This is a genomic window from Micromonospora salmantinae (assembly GCF_022230905.1).
Lineage (GTDB): Bacteria > Actinomycetota > Actinomycetes > Mycobacteriales > Micromonosporaceae > Micromonospora > Micromonospora salmantinae.
The window spans coordinates 19,374-37,086 of record NZ_JAKKFG010000019.1; the positions used below are offsets into that span (position 1 = coordinate 19,374).

The window sequence follows — 17,713 nt, forward strand, 5'->3', positions numbered from 1 at the left end:
CGCACCGGGTTAACACCCTCTTTGGGCGAGGCGGTCAGTCGCGGGGTGCGAGGACCACCGGCACCGCCATCGTTTTGATCCGCGCGCCGTTCTCGGCGGACACCTCGTACACCTCGACAGTGCCCTTCTGTTCGCGGACCGGGCGCCAGCCGACCACCACGCGGTACCCGCCCCGGCAGCCGCTGCCGCAACTGGCGGTGCCGAAACCGGTGGCCACCTCCCGGCCGGCGGCGTCCAGCACCCGGACGCTCACAGTGGCCTCGAACACGGTGGCGGTGCCGGTGACGACGAGCGGGGCGGACACGCGCTCGCCGGGGATCGGGCCGGTGACCACGATCGGTGGCAGCAGGTCCGCGTAGTCTGCCCGGTCGACCGGGGCCGCGCCGTCGAGGCGGACCTGACGCACGCTGGGGAACTGGGTGAGCGTCCACACCACCTGCGCCTCGCGCAGCCGCCGGGTGGACGGGTCGCCGACGGACGGCACCCGCAGCGTCGCCACCTCGTCGGCGATGCGGGTGACCTCGACGCCGGTCGGAAGGAGGGTGATCATCCCGGCGGCCGCCTCGGCCGAGCTCGGCCCGGCGGCCAGTTCGGTCAGCGCCAGCCGGGACGTCGCGACAGTGGCCGGCCGGGTGCGCCGGGTCGGCACGAGCAGCCCGGCGCGGACGTACCACAGCTCGATGGTCACCGGATCCGGTCGGCGCGTGCCGGTGGACGCCGCCGTCGGCGGACCCGGCGGCCGGTTCGGGGGTGGTGGCGTCGGTGCCGCGGCCCGGGTCGGCGTGCGCTCCGGGCGGTCGGTGGGTGCGACGCTGGGCGGCGGCGCCGTGGGCGCCGGGCCGAGGTCGCCGGAGCGGGGAGTGCCGCAGCCGCCGAGCAGGAGCGCCGCGACCAGCGCCGACACGCCCGGCCCGACCGCGCCACGGCCGGTCATCCCGCACCGCCCGGCGGGCCGGCGGGACCGGCAGTGGGCAACTCCAGCCGGAACCGGGTGCCCTCGCCCGGGTCGCTGCGCACGCTCAGCGCGCCGCCGAGCAGCTCGGCGTGCTCTTGGGCGATGGCCAGCCCGAGCCCACTGCCGGGCGCGGAGCGGGACGGATCGACCTGGTGGAACCGGTCGAACACGCGGGGCAGATGCTCGGCCGGGATGCCCGGCCCGTCGTCGATCACCTCGAAGACGACCAGTGATCCGGCGCCCGCCACGCTGGCAGTGATCTCGCCACCGCCGTGCTCGACCGCGTTGGCGACCAGGTTGGCCAGCACGCGCTCCAGCCGACGCCTGTCGGTGCGCGCCGCGACCGGATCACCGGTGACCCGCACGCGCGGCGACCAGCCGCGCGCGGCGACGATGCCGTGCAGCAGCGCCAACGCGTCGACCGGCCCGACAGCCACCTGCTCCCGCCCGGCGTCCAACCGGGAGATCTCCATCAGATCCTCGACCAACCGGCGCAGCCGGACCACGTCGCCGACCAGCAGCCGGGCCGCCGGCCGGGCGTCGTCGGGTAGTTGGTCGAGGTGCTCGCGCAGCAGCGACGCCGCGGCCACCAACGCGGTCACCGGGGTACGGAGCTCGTGCGCGACGTCGGCGGTGAACCGCCGCTCGCGGGCCTGCGCGGCCGACAGCGCCGCGATCTTCGACTCCAGTGCCTCGGCCATCTCGTTGAACGTCGCCGCCCAGACGCTGAACTCGTCGCGCCCGCGTACCGGCAGGCGGGTGGCGAGCAAACCCTCGGTGAGCGCTCGGGCGGCCCGGCTCGCCCGGCCCACCGGCTCCAACGTGCGGCGGGCCAACGCGTGACCCACCGCGGCGGCGAGCAACACCACGAGCACCCAGCCGGCCACCAGCGCGGTGCGTAGCTGACCCAGATCGGTGGCGACGTCGTCTTCCACGGTCAGGACGTACAGCTCGGCGGTCGAGCCGGGAATGCGCCCACCGATCACCAGCAGCCGAGGACGCTCCTTCGGCGCGGAGCGCTGATAGCCGAGCCGCCCGTCCGCGACGACGGCCCGCAACCGGGTGCCCAGCTCCGGGGCGTACGCGGGGTGCGATGCGCGGGTCGGGCCGTCGACGAGCAGCACGTGCCGACCGCTGGCCTCGAAGCTGGTGAGCAGTTCGGTGCTGCGTTGCTCGGTCAGCGGCAGGAACTGCCCAGCGAGAACGAGGTGGTAGCGGGCGTCGGCGGCGGCCTCGTGCAGCGACGCGTCCAACCAGGACTGCCGCAGCAGCAGCCCGGTCCCGCCGGCGAGCAGCCCGGCCGAGACGCCGGCGACCAGGACGAACGCGATCGTCAGCCGGCGTCGCAGGCGCCCGGGGAACACCGCGCGTCCGGCCATCGCCGCCCCCCGTCAGCCCGTCGAGAGTTTGTAGCCGGCACCGCGTACGGTCCGGATCAGCAGTGGCTGCGCCGGGTCGTCCTCGATCTTGGCCCGTAACCGCTGCACCGCCACGTCGACCAGTCGGGAGTCGCCGAGGAAGTCGTGGTTCCAGACCAGGTCCAGCAGCAGCTCCCGGGTGAAGACCTGACCGGGCCGGCGGGCCAGCTCCAGCAACAGGCGGAACTCGGTGGCGGTGAGCGCCACCTCCTGGCCGTGCCGGCGGACCACGAAGCCGCCCGGGTCGATCTCCAGGCCGCCGACCTCGATGACTGTCGAGGGGGCCGGCACGCTCACCCGGCGCAGCACCGAGCGGACCCGGGCCACCAGCTCGGGCAGGTCGAAGGGCTTGCGCAGATAGTCGTCCGCGCCGCACTCCAGCCCGACCACCACGTCGATGGTGTCGGTGCGCGCGGTCAGCATCAGGATCGGCACCTGGCTGGTCCGCCGGATCTCCCGGCAGACCTCCAGACCGTCCAGCCCCGGCAGCATGATGTCGAGCACGATGAGGTCGACCGGGTGGGCGCGGAACGCGGCCAGGGCCTGCCGCCCGTCGACCGCGGTGTCGACCCGGAAACCGGCGCGGCGCAGACCGAGGGCGGTGATCTCCCGGATCGAGAAGTCGTCCTCGACCACCAACACGCGGCCCTCCATCACCCGAGGGTAGACCTGGCGCCACGGTGCGTAGTCCTGGCGAAACGGCCGACATCGGTGGCCGGCTGGTCACCTCTGGGCACTGCCCAACCGCTACTTTCAGGTGCCTTCGGCACCCCTGAAACAGCTCACACGAAAGGGCACGACGTGAAACGTCATGGCTGCGTGATCCGACTCCGCCCCGAGCAGCGGGAGACCTACCTGCGGTTGCACGCCGCCGTCTGGCCGAGCGTGGAGAAGACGCTGCGCGAGGCAAACTTCCGCAACTACACCATCTTCCTCCACGACGACCTGCTCTTCGGCTACTACGAGTACGTGGGCGACGACTACGAGGCCGACCTGCGGCTGATCGCGGCGGACCCGCAGACGCAGGAGTGGTGGAAGCTGACCGACCCGTGTCAGGAGTCGATCGCCGAGCCCGGCTCGGGGGACTGGTGGGCCCCGATGCGCGAGGTCTGGCACCTGGCCGACGAGGCGGTCGGGCAGGCACCCGACCCGATCCAGCAGGGTTCTGGCAGCTAGCTGACGGGAGCTGCGACGGCGGCCCACCGACCTGCGACGGACGTGGGTCGGATGGGCGCCACCGGATGGTCGGGGCCGGCTGGTCCCGACCATCCAGGTCGACCGGCGGGAGGCGAACCCGAGGACATTCGTACGCCCCAGCGGGGTGACAACTCAGCTCCGTGCATTGAAGAATAGCTTCATTCCGTCATGCCAATTTGTCGATATATTGCGGAGGAAGCGTGCTCACGAGAAGGAACCTGCTCGTCGCCGCAGGTGCGGCGGTGGTCGGTGCCGTACCGCTGGCCGGCCCGGCCACGGCCGCGTTGCCGCAGCTGGACATGGAGGCGCTGATCAAGGCGGCGCAGATCGACCCGCGTCGGGCGGACACCGCGCTGACCGAGGGGGCCAAGGACAGCGTCCTGCTGGTGGAGCGCGCACTCCAGGCGAGAGGGCTGCTCTCGTCGGCGTACGTCGACGGTCATTTCGGCACCAGCACGATCGCCGCGTACGCCGCGTACCAGCGGTCGCTGGGCTACACCGGTCTCGACGCCACAGGTCTTCCCGGCCCGTCGTCGCTGCGGTCGCTCGGGGAGGGCCGCTACACAGTCATCAGGGCCATCTCGCCCGGCAGCGTGGTGACTCTGCGGGGCGTGCAGGTCAACACCCGCACCAGGTCGATGCTGTTCGAGGCCGAACGCCTGCTCGGCCGGCAGCTCGGCATCACGCAGGGCTCGTACAGCAGCGGTGTGGGCGCCTCCGCCGGCACGCACGACGGCGGCGGCGCGCTCGACCTCTCGGTCAGCGGTCTCTCCTCGGCGGTCCGGACGGACGTGTTGCGTCGACTGCGCACGGTGGGCTTCGCCGCGTGGCTGCGGACCCCGGCCCAGGGGGACTGGGGCTACCACATCCACGCCATCGCGCTCTCCGACACCGACCAGTCGACAGGTGCGCAGAACCAGGCCGGTGACTATTACCTCGGTCGTAACGGCCTGGCCAACCGGGGTGTCGATGATGGACCGGCGGTCAGCCCGAAGCGGACCTGGGAGGAGTACCAGCGCACGCTCTGAGGCACACCGGTTCTCGCACTTCGATGCCGGCTGCACGACAACGTCCGCAACGAGGACGTCTCGGTCGCCTCGGTCCACTGGCCGACCAACACCTGGCACGGCCCCGTGCGCCGACGAGAACATCAAGGAGGCCGACGAGGCGAGGGACCGCCTCGGCGGCGACCTGAAGACCGTCGCGGGTGATGCCAACGCCGAGCCTGAGGACGCCGGCTGGTCGAACGACGGCAAGGCCGACGGGTACCGCGACCTGACCGCCTACGCGAACTACTGACGACCCACCCAGCGGCACCGCACGCCGAGCGGCGTGCGGTGCCGCAGCCGCTTGAGCTGCGAGAATCGGTGGTCGGGCTCGTCCGCTATGTCCCGAGACTCCGTCGTCTCACGCCGACGTCAAAACTCGTCGACAAAAAGTTTGGGCGTGCTGTCGATCGGGATCGGTTCAGTTCGTAGCCCTGGTGAGAGCCCGGCATCGCAACCTGCCGCACACCCACTGGAGGGCACGATGACCGCCACCGCGAACACGACCCGCGCCACCACGTCGAACGTCGTGGCCGCCTGACCTGTACCCATCCCACCATCGAGCTACCGGAGGATCGTCATGAAGCAGTACCTGCTGTCAGTGCACTTCGTCGAGGGCGCGCCGACGCCGTCCGACGAGGAGACGCAGACCATGTTCAGGGAGACGGGCCGGATCAACGACGACATGCAGGCAGCGGGCGCCTGGGTCTTCGGCGGGGGACTCACCTCGCCGGACAGCGCCACCGTCGTCCGGGTCGAGAACGGCACCACCGCGATGAGCGATGGGCCGTTCGCCGAGACGAAGGAGCACATCGCCGGGTTCTGGGTCATCAGGTGCGCGGACCTGGACGCGGCGCTGGCCTGGGCCGAGAGGTGCGCGGCGGCCTGCGGCCCGGTCGAGGTGCGCCCCTTCGACGACCTGTCCCAGGCCTGACCGGCAGCCGCTCTCCCGACATGGACCTGGCGAGCATCTACCGCGCGGAGTACGGCCGCTGCGTCGCCACCCTGGCCCGCCTCCTCGGTGACATCAACCTCGCCGAGGAGGCCGTCCAGGACGCCTTCACCACGGCGCTGCAGAAGTGGCAGACGCTGCCGCCGAACCCGGGCGCCTGGATCGTGACGACCGCACGCAACCGTGCCGTCGACCGGCTTCGCCGGGAGTCGACCCGCGAGGCCCGGCACGCCCAGGCCCTGCTGCTGTATCACCAGGATGAGCCCTCGGAGGTGGGACCGGTGCGGGACGACCAGCTACGACTCATCTTCACCTGCTGTCACCCGGCGCTGGCCCCGGAGGCGCGGACGGCTCTCACCCTGCGCCTGCTGGGCGGCCTCGAAGTACCGGAGATCGCCCGTGCCTACCTGGTCCAGGAGGCGACCGTCGCCCAGCGGATCGTGCGCGCCAAGAAGAAGATCCGCGACGCCGCCATCCCGTACCGGGTTCCGGCCGGACATGAGCTGCCGGACCGGCTGCCGCCCGTCCTCGCGGTGCTCTACCTGATGTTCAACGAGGGCTACGCGTCCACCGCCGGTCCGTTGATCAGAACGGACCTGTGCGCCGAGGCGATCCGGCTCGCCCGCGAACTCGCCGCGTTGATGCCCGACGAGCCCGAGGTTCTGGGCCTTCTCGCCCTGCTGCTGCTGACCGAGGCGCGCCGCCCGGCCCGGCTCGGCCCGACCGGCGACCTGGTGCTGCTGGCCGACCAGGACCGATCACTGTGGAGCCGGCCGCTCATCGCCGAGGGCCACGACATCGTCCGCCGTTGCCTGCGCCGTAACCGGCCCGGCCCGTACCAGATCCAGGCCGCGATCAGCGCGGTGCACACCGACGGCGCCGCCACCGACTGGCCGCAGGTCCTGGCACTGTACGACCAGCTCCTCGCTCTCGCGCCGACCTCGGTCGTGGCGCTCAACCGCGCGGTCGCCGTCGCCGAGGTGCACGGGCCGGCGGTGGCCCTCGCCGCGTTGGAGGGCCTCGACCTTCCGGGCTATCACCGGCTGCCCGCAACCCGGGCCGAACTGCTCGCCCGACTCGGACGGAACGACGAGGCCCGAGCCGCCTACGACCGGGCCACGGCACTGGCCACCAACGAGACCGAGCGGGCCCACCTGCAGACCCGTCGGACCGAACTCACCCGTGAACGGAGAACATCATGACCGCCACCTACACCGTCGACGTCTTTTCCAGCCTCGACGGCTTCGGCACCACCAGCGGCAACTGGGGCGGGTACTGGGGTAAGCAGGGCCCCGAACTGCTCGCGCACCGCCTGTCCGGGTACAGCGCGGAGCAGCGCATGGTCTTCGGGGCCAACACGTACCGGGTGTTCGCGCAGATGCTGGCCGTGAGCACCGAGGAGTCCGAGGTCCGCGACGCGTGGGTGACCCAGATGAGGAACCTGCCGGCGACCGTGGTGTCGAACACGCTGGAAGGCCCGCTCGACTGGCCGGACGCGACAGTCGTGCGCGGTGACGCGGTCGACGTCGTCGCCCGGCTCAAGGAGGAGTCCGCCGTGCCCCTGCGATCGCACGGCAGCCTGTCGTTGAACCGGGCGTTGATGGCCGCCGGACTGGTCGATTTCGTCCAGGTGACGCTCTTCCCGGTGATCACCGGACAGACCGGCACCGAGCCGATCTTCCAGGGCGCGGCCGACTTCGACCTGGAATTGATCGAGAGCCGGACCCTCGACGGTCGCACCCAGGAACTCGTCTATCGGCCCACCCTGCACGCCTGACTGATGCCCGGGTCAGTGCGCACCATGGCCGTCCGCCTGATGTCGGCGGACGGCCAAGCGGATCGGCCTGCTTCGACTACCACTGGTGGGCGACGTCGAGCACGACCCGGCTGTGGGTGCCGGGACCGGCGAGCACGAGCACCCGGAACGGCAACCGCGCCCGTACGCCGACGGCGAAGGTGCTGTAGCCCTCGAAGCTGCCGCCGAACACCACGTCGCGCAGCGTCGGGTAGCGCAGCAGGTTCGCCACGTGCTCGCCGACCGCGTAGGGCACGGTGCCCAGGTGGTCGTCGTCGTACGCCGGTGCCCGCAGCGAGACCCGCAGCAGCGCGCCGCCGGCGGTGTACGGCGACAGCGCCAGCCCTTCGCCCTCGGTCCACGTCTCCCCGTAGCCGATCGCGTAACCGTCGACCGGGCCGTTGAACTCGAACACCACCCGGTCGTAACAGTCGTGCCGGCCGGTTCGTACGTCGACCAGCGGGGCGTCGCTCAGCGCACCGGCCGCCTTCTCCGCGCTGCCCCAGGTGATCCCGCAGTACGCCGCTCCGGTCGTGGTGCCCGCGGCGGTGCTGCTGCCGGCGCTGGCGACCAGCCCGGCGAGGGCGACCGCCAACGCGGTCAGTGCGCTCCTGATCCTCATGGTTCTTCTCCGTCCGGTACCGGGGTCACGTCGCGGCGGCGCTGCCGGTGACCCTCTGCCGCCACCGTCGTCCTGCCCCGGCACGGGCGCTTCGCCGCGGCGTAACCGCTGGGTAACAGCCTCCACGTCGCCGGTATGACGCTTCCGCTATGCCGAACATCGGCCGCCGTCACATTAATATCGGTGCGCATCGATGAACCGGTGGCCGACGGTCGCCGGACGACCGCAGGGGAGTACCCGATGTTCCGAGGACAACTGAGACGCGCGGCGCTGGCCATGCTGGTGGCGATCCTGGCGGCGGCCGGGATGCAGCTCGCCACCGGTACGCCCGCCGCCGCCGTCCGGACCGTCTACTACGACGCGAGCCGGACCGGCGAGTTCCGCACCAACTTCGACCAGGCGGCGCAGATCTGGAACAGCCGGGTCAGCAACGTCCGACTCCTGGCCGGCACCCCGGCCAGCATCACCATCTACGTCGACGAAGGCTGGCCCCGCGCGCAGCCGACCGGTCTCGGCTCGGGCCGGATCTGGATGGGCCGCACGGCCGTCAACCAGGGCTACGACCGCACCCGCATCGCCACCCACGAGGTCGGCCACATCCTGGGCCTGCCGGACCGGCGCACCGGCCTCTGCTCCGACCTGATGTCCGGCAGCAGCGCACCGGTCTCCTGTCGCAACGCGAACCCCAGCGCCGCCGAGGCGAGCCGGGTGAACTCGCTGTTCGCCGGCTCCCTGGCCGCGCCGGCCAGCACGACGTACACCTGGAACGGCGACTCGGACATCAGCCCGCTGGTGGTCGGCGGCCGGCCGGCCACGGAGAACTACCCCTTCATGGTCTATGTCTCCGGCTGCACCGGCACGCTGATCAAGGGCAACTGGGCGGTCACCGCCAAGCACTGTTCGACGCCGTCCTCGGTGCGGGTGGGCAGCATCAACCGTTCCAGCGGCGGGACCGTCGTGCGGGTGACCCGGGCGGTCAACCACCCGAGCGTCGACGTCAAGCTGCTGCAACTGGCCAGCTCGGTCACCTACGCGCCGGCCCCGATCCCGAGCACCTCCGGCGCGGTCGGTACCGCCACCCGAATCATCGGCTGGGGCCAGACCTGCGCCCCGCGGGGCTGCGGTTCGGCTCCGGCCGTGGCCAACGAACTCGACACGTCCATCGTGGCCGACAGTCGGTGCTCCGGCATCAACGGCCCGTACGAGATCTGCACCAACAACACCAACGGCAACTCCGGCGCCTGCTACGGCGACTCGGGTGGGCCGCAGGTGCGCCGGGTCAACGGAGTGTGGAACCTGATCGGCGCCACGAGTCGGGCCGGCAACAACAACTCCACCTGCGCCACCAGCCCGTCCATCTACGTCGACCTGCCGTCGATCCGATCGTGGATCTCCACTCAGGTCGGTGGCCTGCCGGTCTGACCATCAGCGACATCGCGGGCGGGGGCGAGCGCCAGACGCGCCCCCGCCCCGGTGCGCCGGTGTCACCCACGCGATCCCACGATGCGGTACGGTGCGTGGCATATCCGGCACATCGGAGGTGGCGTCATGCCTACCGTCGTCGTCCTCGCGCTGACCCTCGCCCTCGCGCCCGCGCCGTCCCCGTCGGCCACCTCAGATCCGCTCGGTGACATCGTCGGCGGCGTCGGCCAGATCGTCGACGACCTGCTCGGTGGCGACACGCCGAGTGCCGCCCCGACGCCGAGCGACACCCCCACCGGAGCGGCCACGCCGAGTCGGCCACCGGTCGTCGGTCGGCCCAGTCCGGCGGAACCCATCGCGATCCCCGCGCCCGCCGGGTCGGCAGGCGGTGGTCTCCCCGCACCCGCAGCCCCCGATCGCCGCAGCGATGGCGTAGGCACCGGCACCCGCGAGGCCGGCGTGCCCTGGCGCGACGGCGACACCCCCGCACCGACCCAGCCGTCGGCGCTCGCCAACCCCACCCGCGATGCCTGGCCACCCGTGTCGTACCTGCTGGTCGTGGCCGTCCTCGGGGTGCTGGCACTGCTGCTCCTGCGCCGCCGGGCCCCGGCCCTCGCCGCCGCACCCGACCCCGGTCCGGTACCGGATTCCGGGCCGGCGCCGGATCCCGGCCCGGTGCCGGAAAACGTCAGCCGCCTGCCGACCAGCCTCAACGCCATCTACGAGATGGGCCGGCAGGACGAGCGACTCGAACAGGAGCGCCGCCGCCGCACCTGAGGGCACGCCGTCCTCACGATGCCGAGTAGGCGCCCTCACGCCGGGGGATCGCGTCGTCGTACGCCCCGACCGGCCCGCTGTAGCGGGCCTTGCCCTTCGGGTACGGCCAAGCGTTCGCGGAGCAGCCGTGCAGGCCCAGCGTCTGCTGCTGCATCACCGGCGCCGGCCGGCCCCGCCCGGGACACCGCTCGTGGCCGTACCCGAGCTTGTGCCCCACCTCGTGGTTGACCATGTACTGCCGGTAGGTCTCCACCGTCGCGCCGTAACCCGGCACCCCCTTGACCCAACGCGCCACGTTGAGCACCACCCGGCCACCGTTGCGGCAGGAGGTGTAGGCGTCCGGCACGTCTTGGCAGAGGGTGTCGCGGGTGCCGGGGGTCGCCAGGTAGATGGTGAAGTCGGTCGGTTCGCCGGCACCGACCCGGCGCAACCGCCACGCCCCGCCCGCCGTCCACCCGCGTGGGTCGTTCAACGTCGTGGTGATCGCCGTGGCGATGTCCTTCGCCGGCAGGCCCCGAATGTCGCGCTCGACGGCGACCCGGTAGCGCAGCAACCGGCCGGCCGTCGCGCGCCCGGGGGTCGTCTCGCCAGGCGCCACCGACCAGCGGTTACCGCCGGTGGCGGGGTAGCTGACCGGGACGACGGGCGCGGAACTGGGTCGGACCTCGGCGGCCCCGGTCGGCCGACCGGTAGATGTCGCCGGTCCGCTGGGCAGCGGCCCGGCGGCGACCGGTTCGGTGGCGGGTTGCCCGGCGGCGGGCAGACCGCACCCGGTGAGCAGCACCACCACCAGCAGCGACGCCATCGAGGTGGGACCCCAGCGGCGGGTAGCCTTCGTCGACATGTCTCTCCCCTCGCGCGTCGCTCGGCGGCGGCGCGGAGGAGAAGACGGGTGACAGTGGCGAAAAGTTGATGTGACCCAGGGCTCAACCTTTTGCCGACCTCGCCCGTCTCTAGCTCTGTGGCACGGGGAGGGTTCGCGGTGGCGCGGGGTGACGCCGATTTCGTCGAGTTCGCGCGGGCGGCGTCCGCGCGACTGGTGCACGCCGCGTACCTGATGACCGGCGACCACCACCAGGCCGAGGATGCCGCGCAGACCGCACTGGTGCGCACCTACGCGTCGTGGTCGCGGATCCACGACGACGACGCCTACGGGTACGCCCGCCGCACGCTGGTCAACCATCTGGTCGACGGGTGGCGACGGCCGATGCGGGAGTACCCGACCGACGAGGTGCCGGAGCAGCGGCGTGGCGACGTGGCCGACGACGTGGCCACCCGGCGCTGGTTGATCACCATCCTCGGTGCGCTCAGCCCCCGGGAGCGCGCCATCGTCGTCCTGCGCTACTACTTCGACCTGCCGGAGGCGCAGGTGGCCCGGGAACTCTCCGTATCCGTCGGCACGGTCAAGAGCACCAGCTCGCGAGCTCTGGAGAAGTTGCGCACCGCCGCGCCCCGCACGGCCGATGAGAGGGCGCGCCGATGAGCGAGCTGGAACGGCTCCGCCACGCGATGCGGGCGACCGAGCGTCCCGACGCCGTGCTCGATCTGGACTCCGTGATGCGCGAGGGACGTCGGTTGCGTACCCGTCGACGCGTCGCCGGAGCGGGGGCGGCGACGCTCGCGACCGGCCTGGCCGCCGTGGTCGTCGTGGTGGCGGTCGGCGCGTCCGGGCCGCGCGATCCGGCGCCGACCGAGCACCCGCCGCCGGTCGCCGTCGCTCCACCGTCGGTCGGTGTCTCGCCGTGGGCGGAGAAGTCGCTGGGCTCCACGCCACCGCCGACGGTGGGCCGCGACGAGCCGCCACCGAAGCCGCTGGGCCAGATCGTGGACAGCGGGGTGCGGCACGGCGCCGAGCGTCGGGTCTACTACTTCGTCGCGGTGTCCGTGCCCGGTGAGCCCAAGGTGTCCATCGGACTGGCCGCCGGTCGCCAGGCTCCGGACGGCTCGTTGAGCACCGACATCCTGGTCAACGACGTCTACGGCAGCGACCGCAGCGCCGGGTTCCACCAGATCGGCTACGACGAGGGCTTCGCCGTGCCGGTGCCCACCTTCGGCTACTTCGTCGGCCCCGCCAAGCGGATCATCGGCACCGTCGACGGTCGGCAGGTCGACGCCCGAATGGCACCATGGAGTGGCGACAAGCAGGTGCTGGTCTTCTGGTTCGACCCGGCGCGGCTCACTCCGGGGGAGCGGCTGGACGGCATCATCGCCCACGACGCCAGCGGTCGCCGACTCTGACCCGTCGCCGGCACTCAGGCCAGTCGACGCTCGATGGTCACCGTCGTCCCCTCGGCGGTGGAGACCAGCCGCACGTCGCCGTAGGCGTTCATCAGCAGCGCGCCGCGCCCCCGGTCCATCGCCGGCCGGCGGTCCCGCCAGGTGCCGAAGTCCCGTACCGAGATCTGGATCAGCCCGTCGCCCACCTGGACGCGCACCCGTACCTCCGGACGGCTGGGTCGCTGTGCGTGCTCGACGGCGTTGTTCATGGCCTCCGAGGCGGCGAGCAGGAGGTCTTCCAGCACGTCCGGGTCGACGTCCAGCTCGCCCAGTGCGCCCCGGACGTCGCGACGCATCGCGGCGGCGGAGGTGGGCGCGGACGGGTAGGTCCACCCGACGTCCAGGAGGTCGCCCAGACCGTCCGGCTCGGGCGGCGCCTGCACGGCCACTGCCACGTCGCGGACGGTTTCGACAGCCGGGGTCGGCGGAACGGGCCCGACCGGGGTGGGCCGAGCCGAGGGAGCTGCGGCAGTGGCAGTCGCCGGGTCGCCGACGACGGCCGCGGCAGGGGTGCGGTCGCGGGCTCGGCGGATGCTGGCCCGGATCCGGGCGATCAACTCGGCCGCGGCGAACGGTTTGACCAGGTAGTCGTCGGCGCCCAGGCTCAGGCCCTCCACGCTGGCCTCCCCGCCGGCACGGGCGGAGAGCACCAGCACCGGCAGCGTCCGGGTCGTCGGGTCGGCGCGTAGTCGGCGTACCAGGTCGAAGCCGTCCAGCACCGGCATCATCACGTCGGTCAGGACCAGGTCGGGCAGATCACTGTGGATCTCGTCGAGGGCCTGCCGGCCGTCGGTGACGGCCCGCACCCGCCAGCCCTGCCCGGCGAGCAGCCGGGTGAGGTACGCCCGCATGTCGGCGTTGTCGTCGGCGAGCAGGATCCGGGCTCCGGTCAGCTCGTCCGTGGCCGCCCCGGACGCGGGATCGGGCTCGGTCAGCGCGTCGTCCGGTTCGGTGAGCCAACCCATCGCCTCCTCGACGGCGGCGCGGGCCGCGTCACCCCGCCCGTCCACCGCCGGCCCGGTGACCGCGGTGCGGTGCGCCGCCGACCAGGGCAGCGTCACGGTGAACCTGCTGCCGACGCCCACCTGGCTGGTCACGCGCACGTCGCCGCCCTCCAGCCGGGCCAACTCGTGCACCAGGGCCAGGCCGATGCCGGTGCCCTCGTGACTGCGCGAGCGGGTGCCCCGCACCCGGTGGAAGCGTTCGAAGAGTTTCGGCAGGTCGCGTTCCGCGATGCCGATGCCGGTGTCCGCGACGGTGAGGCGCACCTCCTCGTCGTCGGCGTCGAGGGTGACCCGGATGCGGCCGATGAACGTGTACTTCAGCGCGTTGGAGAGCAGGTTCGTGACGATGCGTTCCCAGTTGACCGGGTCGACCGCGACCGGCCGGGGCAGCGGTGGGCAGCTCACCTCGAGGGTCAGCCCGGCCCGCTCGACGGCGGCCCGGAACACCCCGGCCAGCTCGGCGGTCAGCGCGGCCAGATCCACCACCCGGGCGTCGCTGCGCGCCCGCCCGGCCTCCAGGCTGGAGAAGGTGAGCAGGCTGTTGACCAGCGTCAACAGTCGGGTGGCGTTACGCCAGCCGGTCTCCACCCGCTCCCGCTGGACCGCCGCCAACGGCGCGGTGGCGTCGGTGAGGGCGTCGGTCAGCGGGCCGAGGATGAGGGTCAACGGGGTACGGAACTCGTGGCTGACGTTGGCGAAGAAGTCGGTCTTGACCCGGTCCAGTTCCGCCATCGCCTCGACCCGGCGCCGCTCCTCCTCGTACTCCTGGGCGTTGCGCAACGCCACGGAGATCTGCTGGGCGAGCAGCTGGTGGAAGGAGCGGTACGCCTCGTCGAGCCCTCGGCTGGGGCTGACCCCGGCGAGCAGGACGCCGAGCGGCTGGTCCTCGTCGGCGGAGGGCAGCGGCAGCGCCAGCGCGGTGCGGACCGGGTCGTTCCACGGGCCGGCGGGCAGCGGCAGCCGGTCGGCGACGTCGGTCACCTGGGTCGCCCGGCCCTCGGCGGCGTCCGCCAACCCCCAGGCGTACGCGGGCGGGCCCGGGTCGGCCAGCTCGACGGCGTCCGGCAGGGCCCCGGCGTGCCCCTGGTCACCGCCGGTGCAGGCGACCCGGCGCAGCGCCGTGCCGTCGCGCAGGTAGATGGCGGCGAACGGCACGTCCAGAGGGTGGCCGTCGATCACGTCGATCAGCCGAGCACCGGTGGCGTCCACGTCGACGGTGCGCCCGTCGCCGAGCACGGACAGGTCGCGCAGGAGGCGCAGCCGGCGTTCGCCGACCACCTGCTGGGTGACCTCGCTGCACACGGTCAGTACGCCGACGGTGCGGCCGTCGTCGTCGCGCGCCGGGGCGTGCGAGACGGTGAAGTACGCCTCCTCGCGGTAGCCGGCCCGCTCCAGCAGCAGTTGCAGCGCGGGGACCCAGCTGGCCACCCCGGTCGCCATGGCCTCCTCGATCAGCGGGGCGAGCACGTGCCAGCCCTCGGCCAGCGTCACCCGTACGTCGTCGCCGAGCGCGGCGGGGTGCTTGTCGCCGATCAGCGCCGAGTACGCGTCGTTGTAGAGCTGCGAGTAGCTCTCGCCCCAGAGCAGCAGCATGGGATACCGGGAGGAGAGCACCATCCGGACGGCGGCGCGCAGGCTCTGCGGCCATCCGTCGACCGGGCCCAGCGGGGTGCCGGCCCAGTCCAGCTGTGCCATCAACCGCCCGGTGTCGCCGCCGAGGAACAGGTCAGTGCTGGGTCGTGTCACGCTCGATCCGACCCCATCGCAAGCCCCCCGTTCCGGGCCCGTCGACCCCTGCCGCGTTACCTACCCATCCTGACACCTCTACTCACCTGTGCCGACGCCGGTACCCACCGTCGAACCGGCGGCGGTTCGGGACGAACGACCGATGCTCAGGAAATAGATATCTGTAAGTGTCTCGGGTATCTCTCCAACCCCGAGGAGCCCCCATGAGAGGCAGAACGCTGAGCGCGGGAATCGCGCTCGCCGTGTTCGCCGGGATGACGGTGCCGCTGGCCGCCCAACCGGCGACCGCGTCACCTCCGACCGCCACGACGGTGACCCGGCCGATCGCCGCGTCCGCCGCCGCGTTGGCCGCGCCGGACATCTCCATCACCAATGTCCAGGCGCACCTGACCCAGTTCAACGCCATCGCCACCAGCAACGGTGGCAACCGACGGGCCGGCTCGGCCGGCTACACCGCCTCGCTCAACTACGTCAAGACCAGGCTCCAGTCGGCCGGCTACACAGTCAGCGAGCAGTACTGCTCCAGCTGCCGGTACCCCTCGAACAACCTCATCGCCGAGTGGCCCGGCGGACCGGCCGACCAGGTGGTCATGTTCGGCGCGCACCTGGACGGCGTCGCGGCCGGTCCGGGCATCAACGACAACGCCACCGGCTCGTCGACCCTGCTGGAGAACGCGCTGGTCCTGGCCGCGCAGAGCCCGACAATGACCAAACGGGTGCGGTTCGCCTGGTGGACCGACGAGGAGCAGGGGCTCAACGGCTCCCGGTTCTACGTCAACTCGCTCAGCGCCACCCAGCGCGGCTACATCAAGGGTTACTACAACTTCGACATGGTCGGCTCGACCAACGGCGGCTACTTCATCAACCGGGTCAGCTCGACCACGGCGGCGCCGCTGAAGGCGTACTGGGACTCGTTGGGCCTGCAACCGGAGGAGAACGTCGAGGGCCAGGGTCGCTCCGACGACTACTACTTCCAGCAGGCCGGCATCCCCACCTCGGGCTACGCCGCCGGCGCCAGCGCCCGCAAGACCAGCGCCCAGGCGGCCAAGTGGGGCGGCACCGCCAACTCCGCGTACGACCCCTGCTACCACCGGTCCTGCGACACCACCGCCAACGTCAGCGCCACAGTGCTCAACCGGGCGGCCGACGGTGTCGCCTACGCGCTGTGGCAGCTCGCCGTGGGCGGCGGCACCCCGACCTGCACCGGCGGCCAGGTGGTCGCAAACGGTGGCTTCGAGAGCGGCAGCACGCCGTGGACCGCGTCCTCCGGCGTGATCACCAACGCCAGCGGCCAGCCGGCCCGGACCGGGTCGTACAAGGCGTGGCTCAACGGGTTCGGCAGCACCCGCAGCGAGAGCCTGTCGCAGTCGGTGACAGTGCCGGCCGGCTGCGCCACGTACACGCTGTCGTTCTGGCTGCACATCGACACCGCCGAGACCACCAGCTCCACGGCGTACGACCGGCTCACCGTGCAGGCGGGCTCGACCACCCTCGCGACGTACTCGAATCTCAACGCCGCGACCGGTTACGTGCAGCGCAGCCTCAACGTGGCCGCGTTCGCCGGGCAGACGGTGACGCTGCGGTTCACCGGCACCGAGGACTCGTCGTTGCAGACCACCTTCGTGATCGACGACGTGACGTTGCAGGCGAGCTGACCGCGTACCCGACAAAGGGCCGCCACCGGTTCTCTCCGGTGGCGGCCCGTCGCGTCGTGGGTCAGGGGAGCTGTGGGTAGAGCGCGGCGACGCCGCCGGCCAGTCCGGCCTGCACCTGTCGGCTGAGGTCGTCGGCGAGGATCTCGTACGCGTCGGCCTCGACGCCGTCCACACCGATGCGGGCGATCGCCGCCGGGTCGGACTTCGGGCCGGTGATGTCCGCGGCCATGTCGGTGTCCAGGTATCCGACGTGCAGGCCGGCGACCCGGACGCCCCGGTCGGCCAGTTGGACGCGCAGCACGTTGGTCATCGCCCACTCGGCGGACTTGGCGGCGCTGTAGGCCGCGTGGGTCGGGGAGCCGAACCAGGACAGGACGGAGAGCACGTTGAGGATCGTTCCGCCGCCGTTGCCGGTGATGACCGGCGCGAACGCCCGGATCGTCGAGAGGGTGCCGATGTAGTGGGTCTCCAACTCCAGCCGGACGAGGGCCAGGTCGCCGTCGAGAAGGTCGGTCCGGGTGTCGATGCCCGCGTTGTTGATCAGCAGGTTCACGCCGCCGGCCAGCTCGGCGGCGGCGGCCACCGAGGCGGGATCGGTGATGTCGAGGCGGACCGGTGTCACGCCGGGGAGGTCGACGCTGTCGGGGTTGCGGGCGCCGGCGTAGACGGTGGCGCCCCGGGCGAGGAGTTCGGCGGCGAGGTGCCGGCCGAGGCCACGGTTGGCGCCGGTGACGAGGGCGGTGCTTCCAGCGATCTTCATGGCCGTCACGCTATCCGACCTGACTTCTGTTAAGCAAAGTCAGCTACGTCACGGGGGTGGACGACCGGATCGGGAATACGACCCGGA

18 protein-coding genes are annotated in these 17,713 nt (G+C 72.0%); 10 read left to right on the forward strand and 8 right to left on the reverse strand.

Features of this window, described 5'->3' with window-relative positions:
- Positions 1-34: 34 nt before the first annotated feature.
- Genes PSH03_RS16015 through PSH03_RS16025 form a run of 3 tightly spaced genes read right to left on the reverse strand, consistent with a single transcriptional unit; the run spans position 35 to position 3,027 of the window.
- Positions 35-934, reverse strand: coding sequence for a Gmad2 immunoglobulin-like domain-containing protein (locus PSH03_RS16015; protein ID WP_238689603.1), 900 nt, complete (start codon positions 932-934; stop codon positions 35-37).
- Entirely contained in the window at positions 931-2,334 is a 1,404-nt protein-coding gene (locus tag PSH03_RS16020) for a sensor histidine kinase (protein WP_210786782.1), read from the reverse strand. The genes PSH03_RS16015 and PSH03_RS16020 overlap by 4 nt, the downstream gene beginning before the upstream one ends.
- 12 nt (positions 2,335-2,346) lie before the next feature.
- Entirely contained in the window at positions 2,347-3,027 is a 681-nt protein-coding gene (locus PSH03_RS16025; RefSeq protein WP_238689604.1) for a response regulator, read from the reverse strand.
- A gap of 165 nt (positions 3,028-3,192) precedes the next feature.
- Between PSH03_RS16025 and PSH03_RS16030 the strand changes: the two genes are divergently transcribed.
- Both PSH03_RS16030 and PSH03_RS16035 read left to right on the forward strand, forming a co-directional pair.
- A complete protein-coding gene (locus PSH03_RS16030) occupies positions 3,193-3,549 on the forward strand; it encodes an L-rhamnose mutarotase (protein WP_238689605.1) in 357 nt (118 codons plus the stop codon).
- 221 nt (positions 3,550-3,770) lie between these two features.
- A complete protein-coding gene (locus PSH03_RS16035; protein ID WP_238689606.1) occupies positions 3,771-4,598 on the forward strand; it encodes a peptidoglycan-binding domain-containing protein in 828 nt (275 codons plus the stop codon).
- A 390-nt stretch (positions 4,599-4,988) separates the two neighbouring features.
- On the opposite strand, the gene PSH03_RS16040 is transcribed toward PSH03_RS16035, so the two are convergent.
- Positions 4,989-5,168, reverse strand: coding sequence for a hypothetical protein (locus tag PSH03_RS16040; RefSeq protein ID WP_238689607.1), 180 nt, complete (start codon positions 5,166-5,168; stop codon positions 4,989-4,991).
- Positions 5,169-5,196: 28 nt separating this feature from the next.
- On the opposite strand from PSH03_RS16040, the gene PSH03_RS16045 reads away from it, so the two are divergent.
- Genes PSH03_RS16045 through PSH03_RS16055 form a run of 3 tightly spaced genes read left to right on the forward strand, consistent with a single transcriptional unit; the run spans position 5,197 to position 7,345 of the window.
- The gene (locus tag PSH03_RS16045) at positions 5,197-5,550 is read left to right on the forward strand and encodes a YciI family protein (protein ID WP_112668588.1); all 354 of its coding nucleotides are present in this window, start codon (positions 5,197-5,199) and stop codon (positions 5,548-5,550) included.
- Between the two features lie 20 nt (positions 5,551-5,570).
- Positions 5,571-6,770 carry an RNA polymerase sigma factor gene (locus PSH03_RS16050; protein ID WP_210786789.1) on the forward strand — a complete coding sequence of 400 codons (1,200 nt, stop codon included), beginning with the start codon at positions 5,571-5,573 and terminating at the stop codon, positions 6,768-6,770.
- Positions 6,767-7,345 carry a dihydrofolate reductase family protein gene (locus PSH03_RS16055; RefSeq protein WP_210786791.1) on the forward strand — a complete coding sequence of 193 codons (579 nt, stop codon included), beginning with the start codon at positions 6,767-6,769 and terminating at the stop codon, positions 7,343-7,345. Before PSH03_RS16050 ends, PSH03_RS16055 begins: the two co-directional genes overlap by 4 nt.
- Before the next feature lie 76 nt (positions 7,346-7,421).
- Here the strand turns inward: PSH03_RS16055 and PSH03_RS16060 are convergent, their stop codons facing one another.
- Complete coding sequence (locus PSH03_RS16060) at positions 7,422-7,985, reverse strand: AMIN-like domain-containing (lipo)protein (RefSeq protein ID WP_210786793.1); 564 nt, start codon at positions 7,983-7,985, stop codon at positions 7,422-7,424.
- 306 nt (positions 7,986-8,291) lie between these two features.
- Between PSH03_RS16060 and PSH03_RS16065 the strand changes: the two genes are divergently transcribed.
- Positions 8,292-9,407 carry a snapalysin family zinc-dependent metalloprotease gene (locus PSH03_RS16065; protein WP_372494780.1) on the forward strand — a complete coding sequence of 372 codons (1,116 nt, stop codon included), beginning with the start codon at positions 8,292-8,294 and terminating at the stop codon, positions 9,405-9,407.
- 126 nt (positions 9,408-9,533) lie between these two features.
- Positions 9,534-10,184: a hypothetical protein gene (locus PSH03_RS16070; protein ID WP_238689609.1), complete on the forward strand. Its 651-nt coding sequence runs from the start codon at positions 9,534-9,536 to the stop codon at positions 10,182-10,184.
- A gap of 13 nt (positions 10,185-10,197) precedes the next feature.
- Here the strand turns inward: PSH03_RS16070 and PSH03_RS16075 are convergent, their stop codons facing one another.
- Complete coding sequence (locus PSH03_RS16075; protein ID WP_238689610.1) at positions 10,198-11,028, reverse strand: DUF3152 domain-containing protein; 831 nt, start codon at positions 11,026-11,028, stop codon at positions 10,198-10,200.
- Between the two features lie 138 nt (positions 11,029-11,166).
- Here PSH03_RS16075 and PSH03_RS16080 point away from each other — a divergent pair, with 138 nt between their 5' ends.
- Positions 11,167-11,667 carry a SigE family RNA polymerase sigma factor gene (locus tag PSH03_RS16080; RefSeq protein WP_210786799.1) on the forward strand — a complete coding sequence of 167 codons (501 nt, stop codon included), beginning with the start codon at positions 11,167-11,169 and terminating at the stop codon, positions 11,665-11,667.
- Positions 11,664-12,422, forward strand: coding sequence for a hypothetical protein (locus tag PSH03_RS16085; RefSeq protein ID WP_238689611.1), 759 nt, complete (start codon positions 11,664-11,666; stop codon positions 12,420-12,422). Before PSH03_RS16080 ends, PSH03_RS16085 begins: the two co-directional genes overlap by 4 nt.
- Before the next feature lie 14 nt (positions 12,423-12,436).
- Here the strand turns inward: PSH03_RS16085 and PSH03_RS16090 are convergent, their stop codons facing one another.
- Positions 12,437-15,211, reverse strand: a complete 2,775-nt coding sequence (locus PSH03_RS16090; RefSeq protein ID WP_238689612.1) for an ATP-binding protein — start codon at positions 15,209-15,211, stop codon at positions 12,437-12,439.
- A gap of 203 nt (positions 15,212-15,414) precedes the next feature.
- Here PSH03_RS16090 and PSH03_RS16095 point away from each other — a divergent pair, with 203 nt between their 5' ends.
- Positions 15,415-16,866, forward strand: coding sequence for a M28 family peptidase (locus PSH03_RS16095; RefSeq protein WP_210787133.1), 1,452 nt, complete (start codon positions 15,415-15,417; stop codon positions 16,864-16,866).
- Between the two features lie 61 nt (positions 16,867-16,927).
- Here PSH03_RS16095 and PSH03_RS16100 read toward each other — a convergent pair whose 3' ends face one another.
- The gene (locus PSH03_RS16100) at positions 16,928-17,626 is read right to left on the reverse strand and encodes an SDR family oxidoreductase (RefSeq protein WP_210787131.1); all 699 of its coding nucleotides are present in this window, start codon (positions 17,624-17,626) and stop codon (positions 16,928-16,930) included.
- Between the last annotated feature and the right edge of the window lie 87 nt (positions 17,627-17,713).

What these genes read in the sequence shown, in the direction of transcription:
- PSH03_RS16025 (WP_238689604.1), bottom strand. Translation starts at nt 3,027, where the DNA reads ATGGAGGGCCGCGTGTTGGTGGTCGAGGACGACTTCTCGATCCGGGAG.
- PSH03_RS16100 (WP_210787131.1), bottom strand. Translation starts at nt 17,626, where the DNA reads ATGAAGATCGCTGGAAGCACCGCCCTCGTCACCGGCGCCAACCGTGGC.
- PSH03_RS16020 (WP_210786782.1), bottom strand. Translation starts at nt 2,334, where the DNA reads ATGGCCGGACGCGCGGTGTTCCCCGGGCGCCTGCGACGCCGGCTGACG.
- PSH03_RS16060 (WP_210786793.1), bottom strand. Translation starts at nt 7,985, where the DNA reads ATGAGGATCAGGAGCGCACTGACCGCGTTGGCGGTCGCCCTCGCCGGG.
- PSH03_RS16065 (WP_372494780.1), top strand. Translation starts at nt 8,292, where the DNA reads ATGCAGCTCGCCACCGGTACGCCCGCCGCCGCCGTCCGGACCGTCTAC.
- PSH03_RS16050 (WP_210786789.1), top strand. Translation starts at nt 5,571, where the DNA reads ATGGACCTGGCGAGCATCTACCGCGCGGAGTACGGCCGCTGCGTCGCC.
- PSH03_RS16040 (WP_238689607.1), bottom strand. Translation starts at nt 5,168, where the DNA reads ATGGGTACAGGTCAGGCGGCCACGACGTTCGACGTGGTGGCGCGGGTC.
- PSH03_RS16015 (WP_238689603.1), bottom strand. Translation starts at nt 934, where the DNA reads ATGACCGGCCGTGGCGCGGTCGGGCCGGGCGTGTCGGCGCTGGTCGCG.
- PSH03_RS16095 (WP_210787133.1), top strand. Translation starts at nt 15,415, where the DNA reads ATGAGAGGCAGAACGCTGAGCGCGGGAATCGCGCTCGCCGTGTTCGCC.
- PSH03_RS16075 (WP_238689610.1), bottom strand. Translation starts at nt 11,028, where the DNA reads ATGTCGACGAAGGCTACCCGCCGCTGGGGTCCCACCTCGATGGCGTCG.
- PSH03_RS16070 (WP_238689609.1), top strand. Translation starts at nt 9,534, where the DNA reads ATGCCTACCGTCGTCGTCCTCGCGCTGACCCTCGCCCTCGCGCCCGCG.
- PSH03_RS16045 (WP_112668588.1), top strand. Translation starts at nt 5,197, where the DNA reads ATGAAGCAGTACCTGCTGTCAGTGCACTTCGTCGAGGGCGCGCCGACG.
- PSH03_RS16055 (WP_210786791.1), top strand. Translation starts at nt 6,767, where the DNA reads ATGACCGCCACCTACACCGTCGACGTCTTTTCCAGCCTCGACGGCTTC.
- PSH03_RS16085 (WP_238689611.1), top strand. Translation starts at nt 11,664, where the DNA reads ATGAGCGAGCTGGAACGGCTCCGCCACGCGATGCGGGCGACCGAGCGT.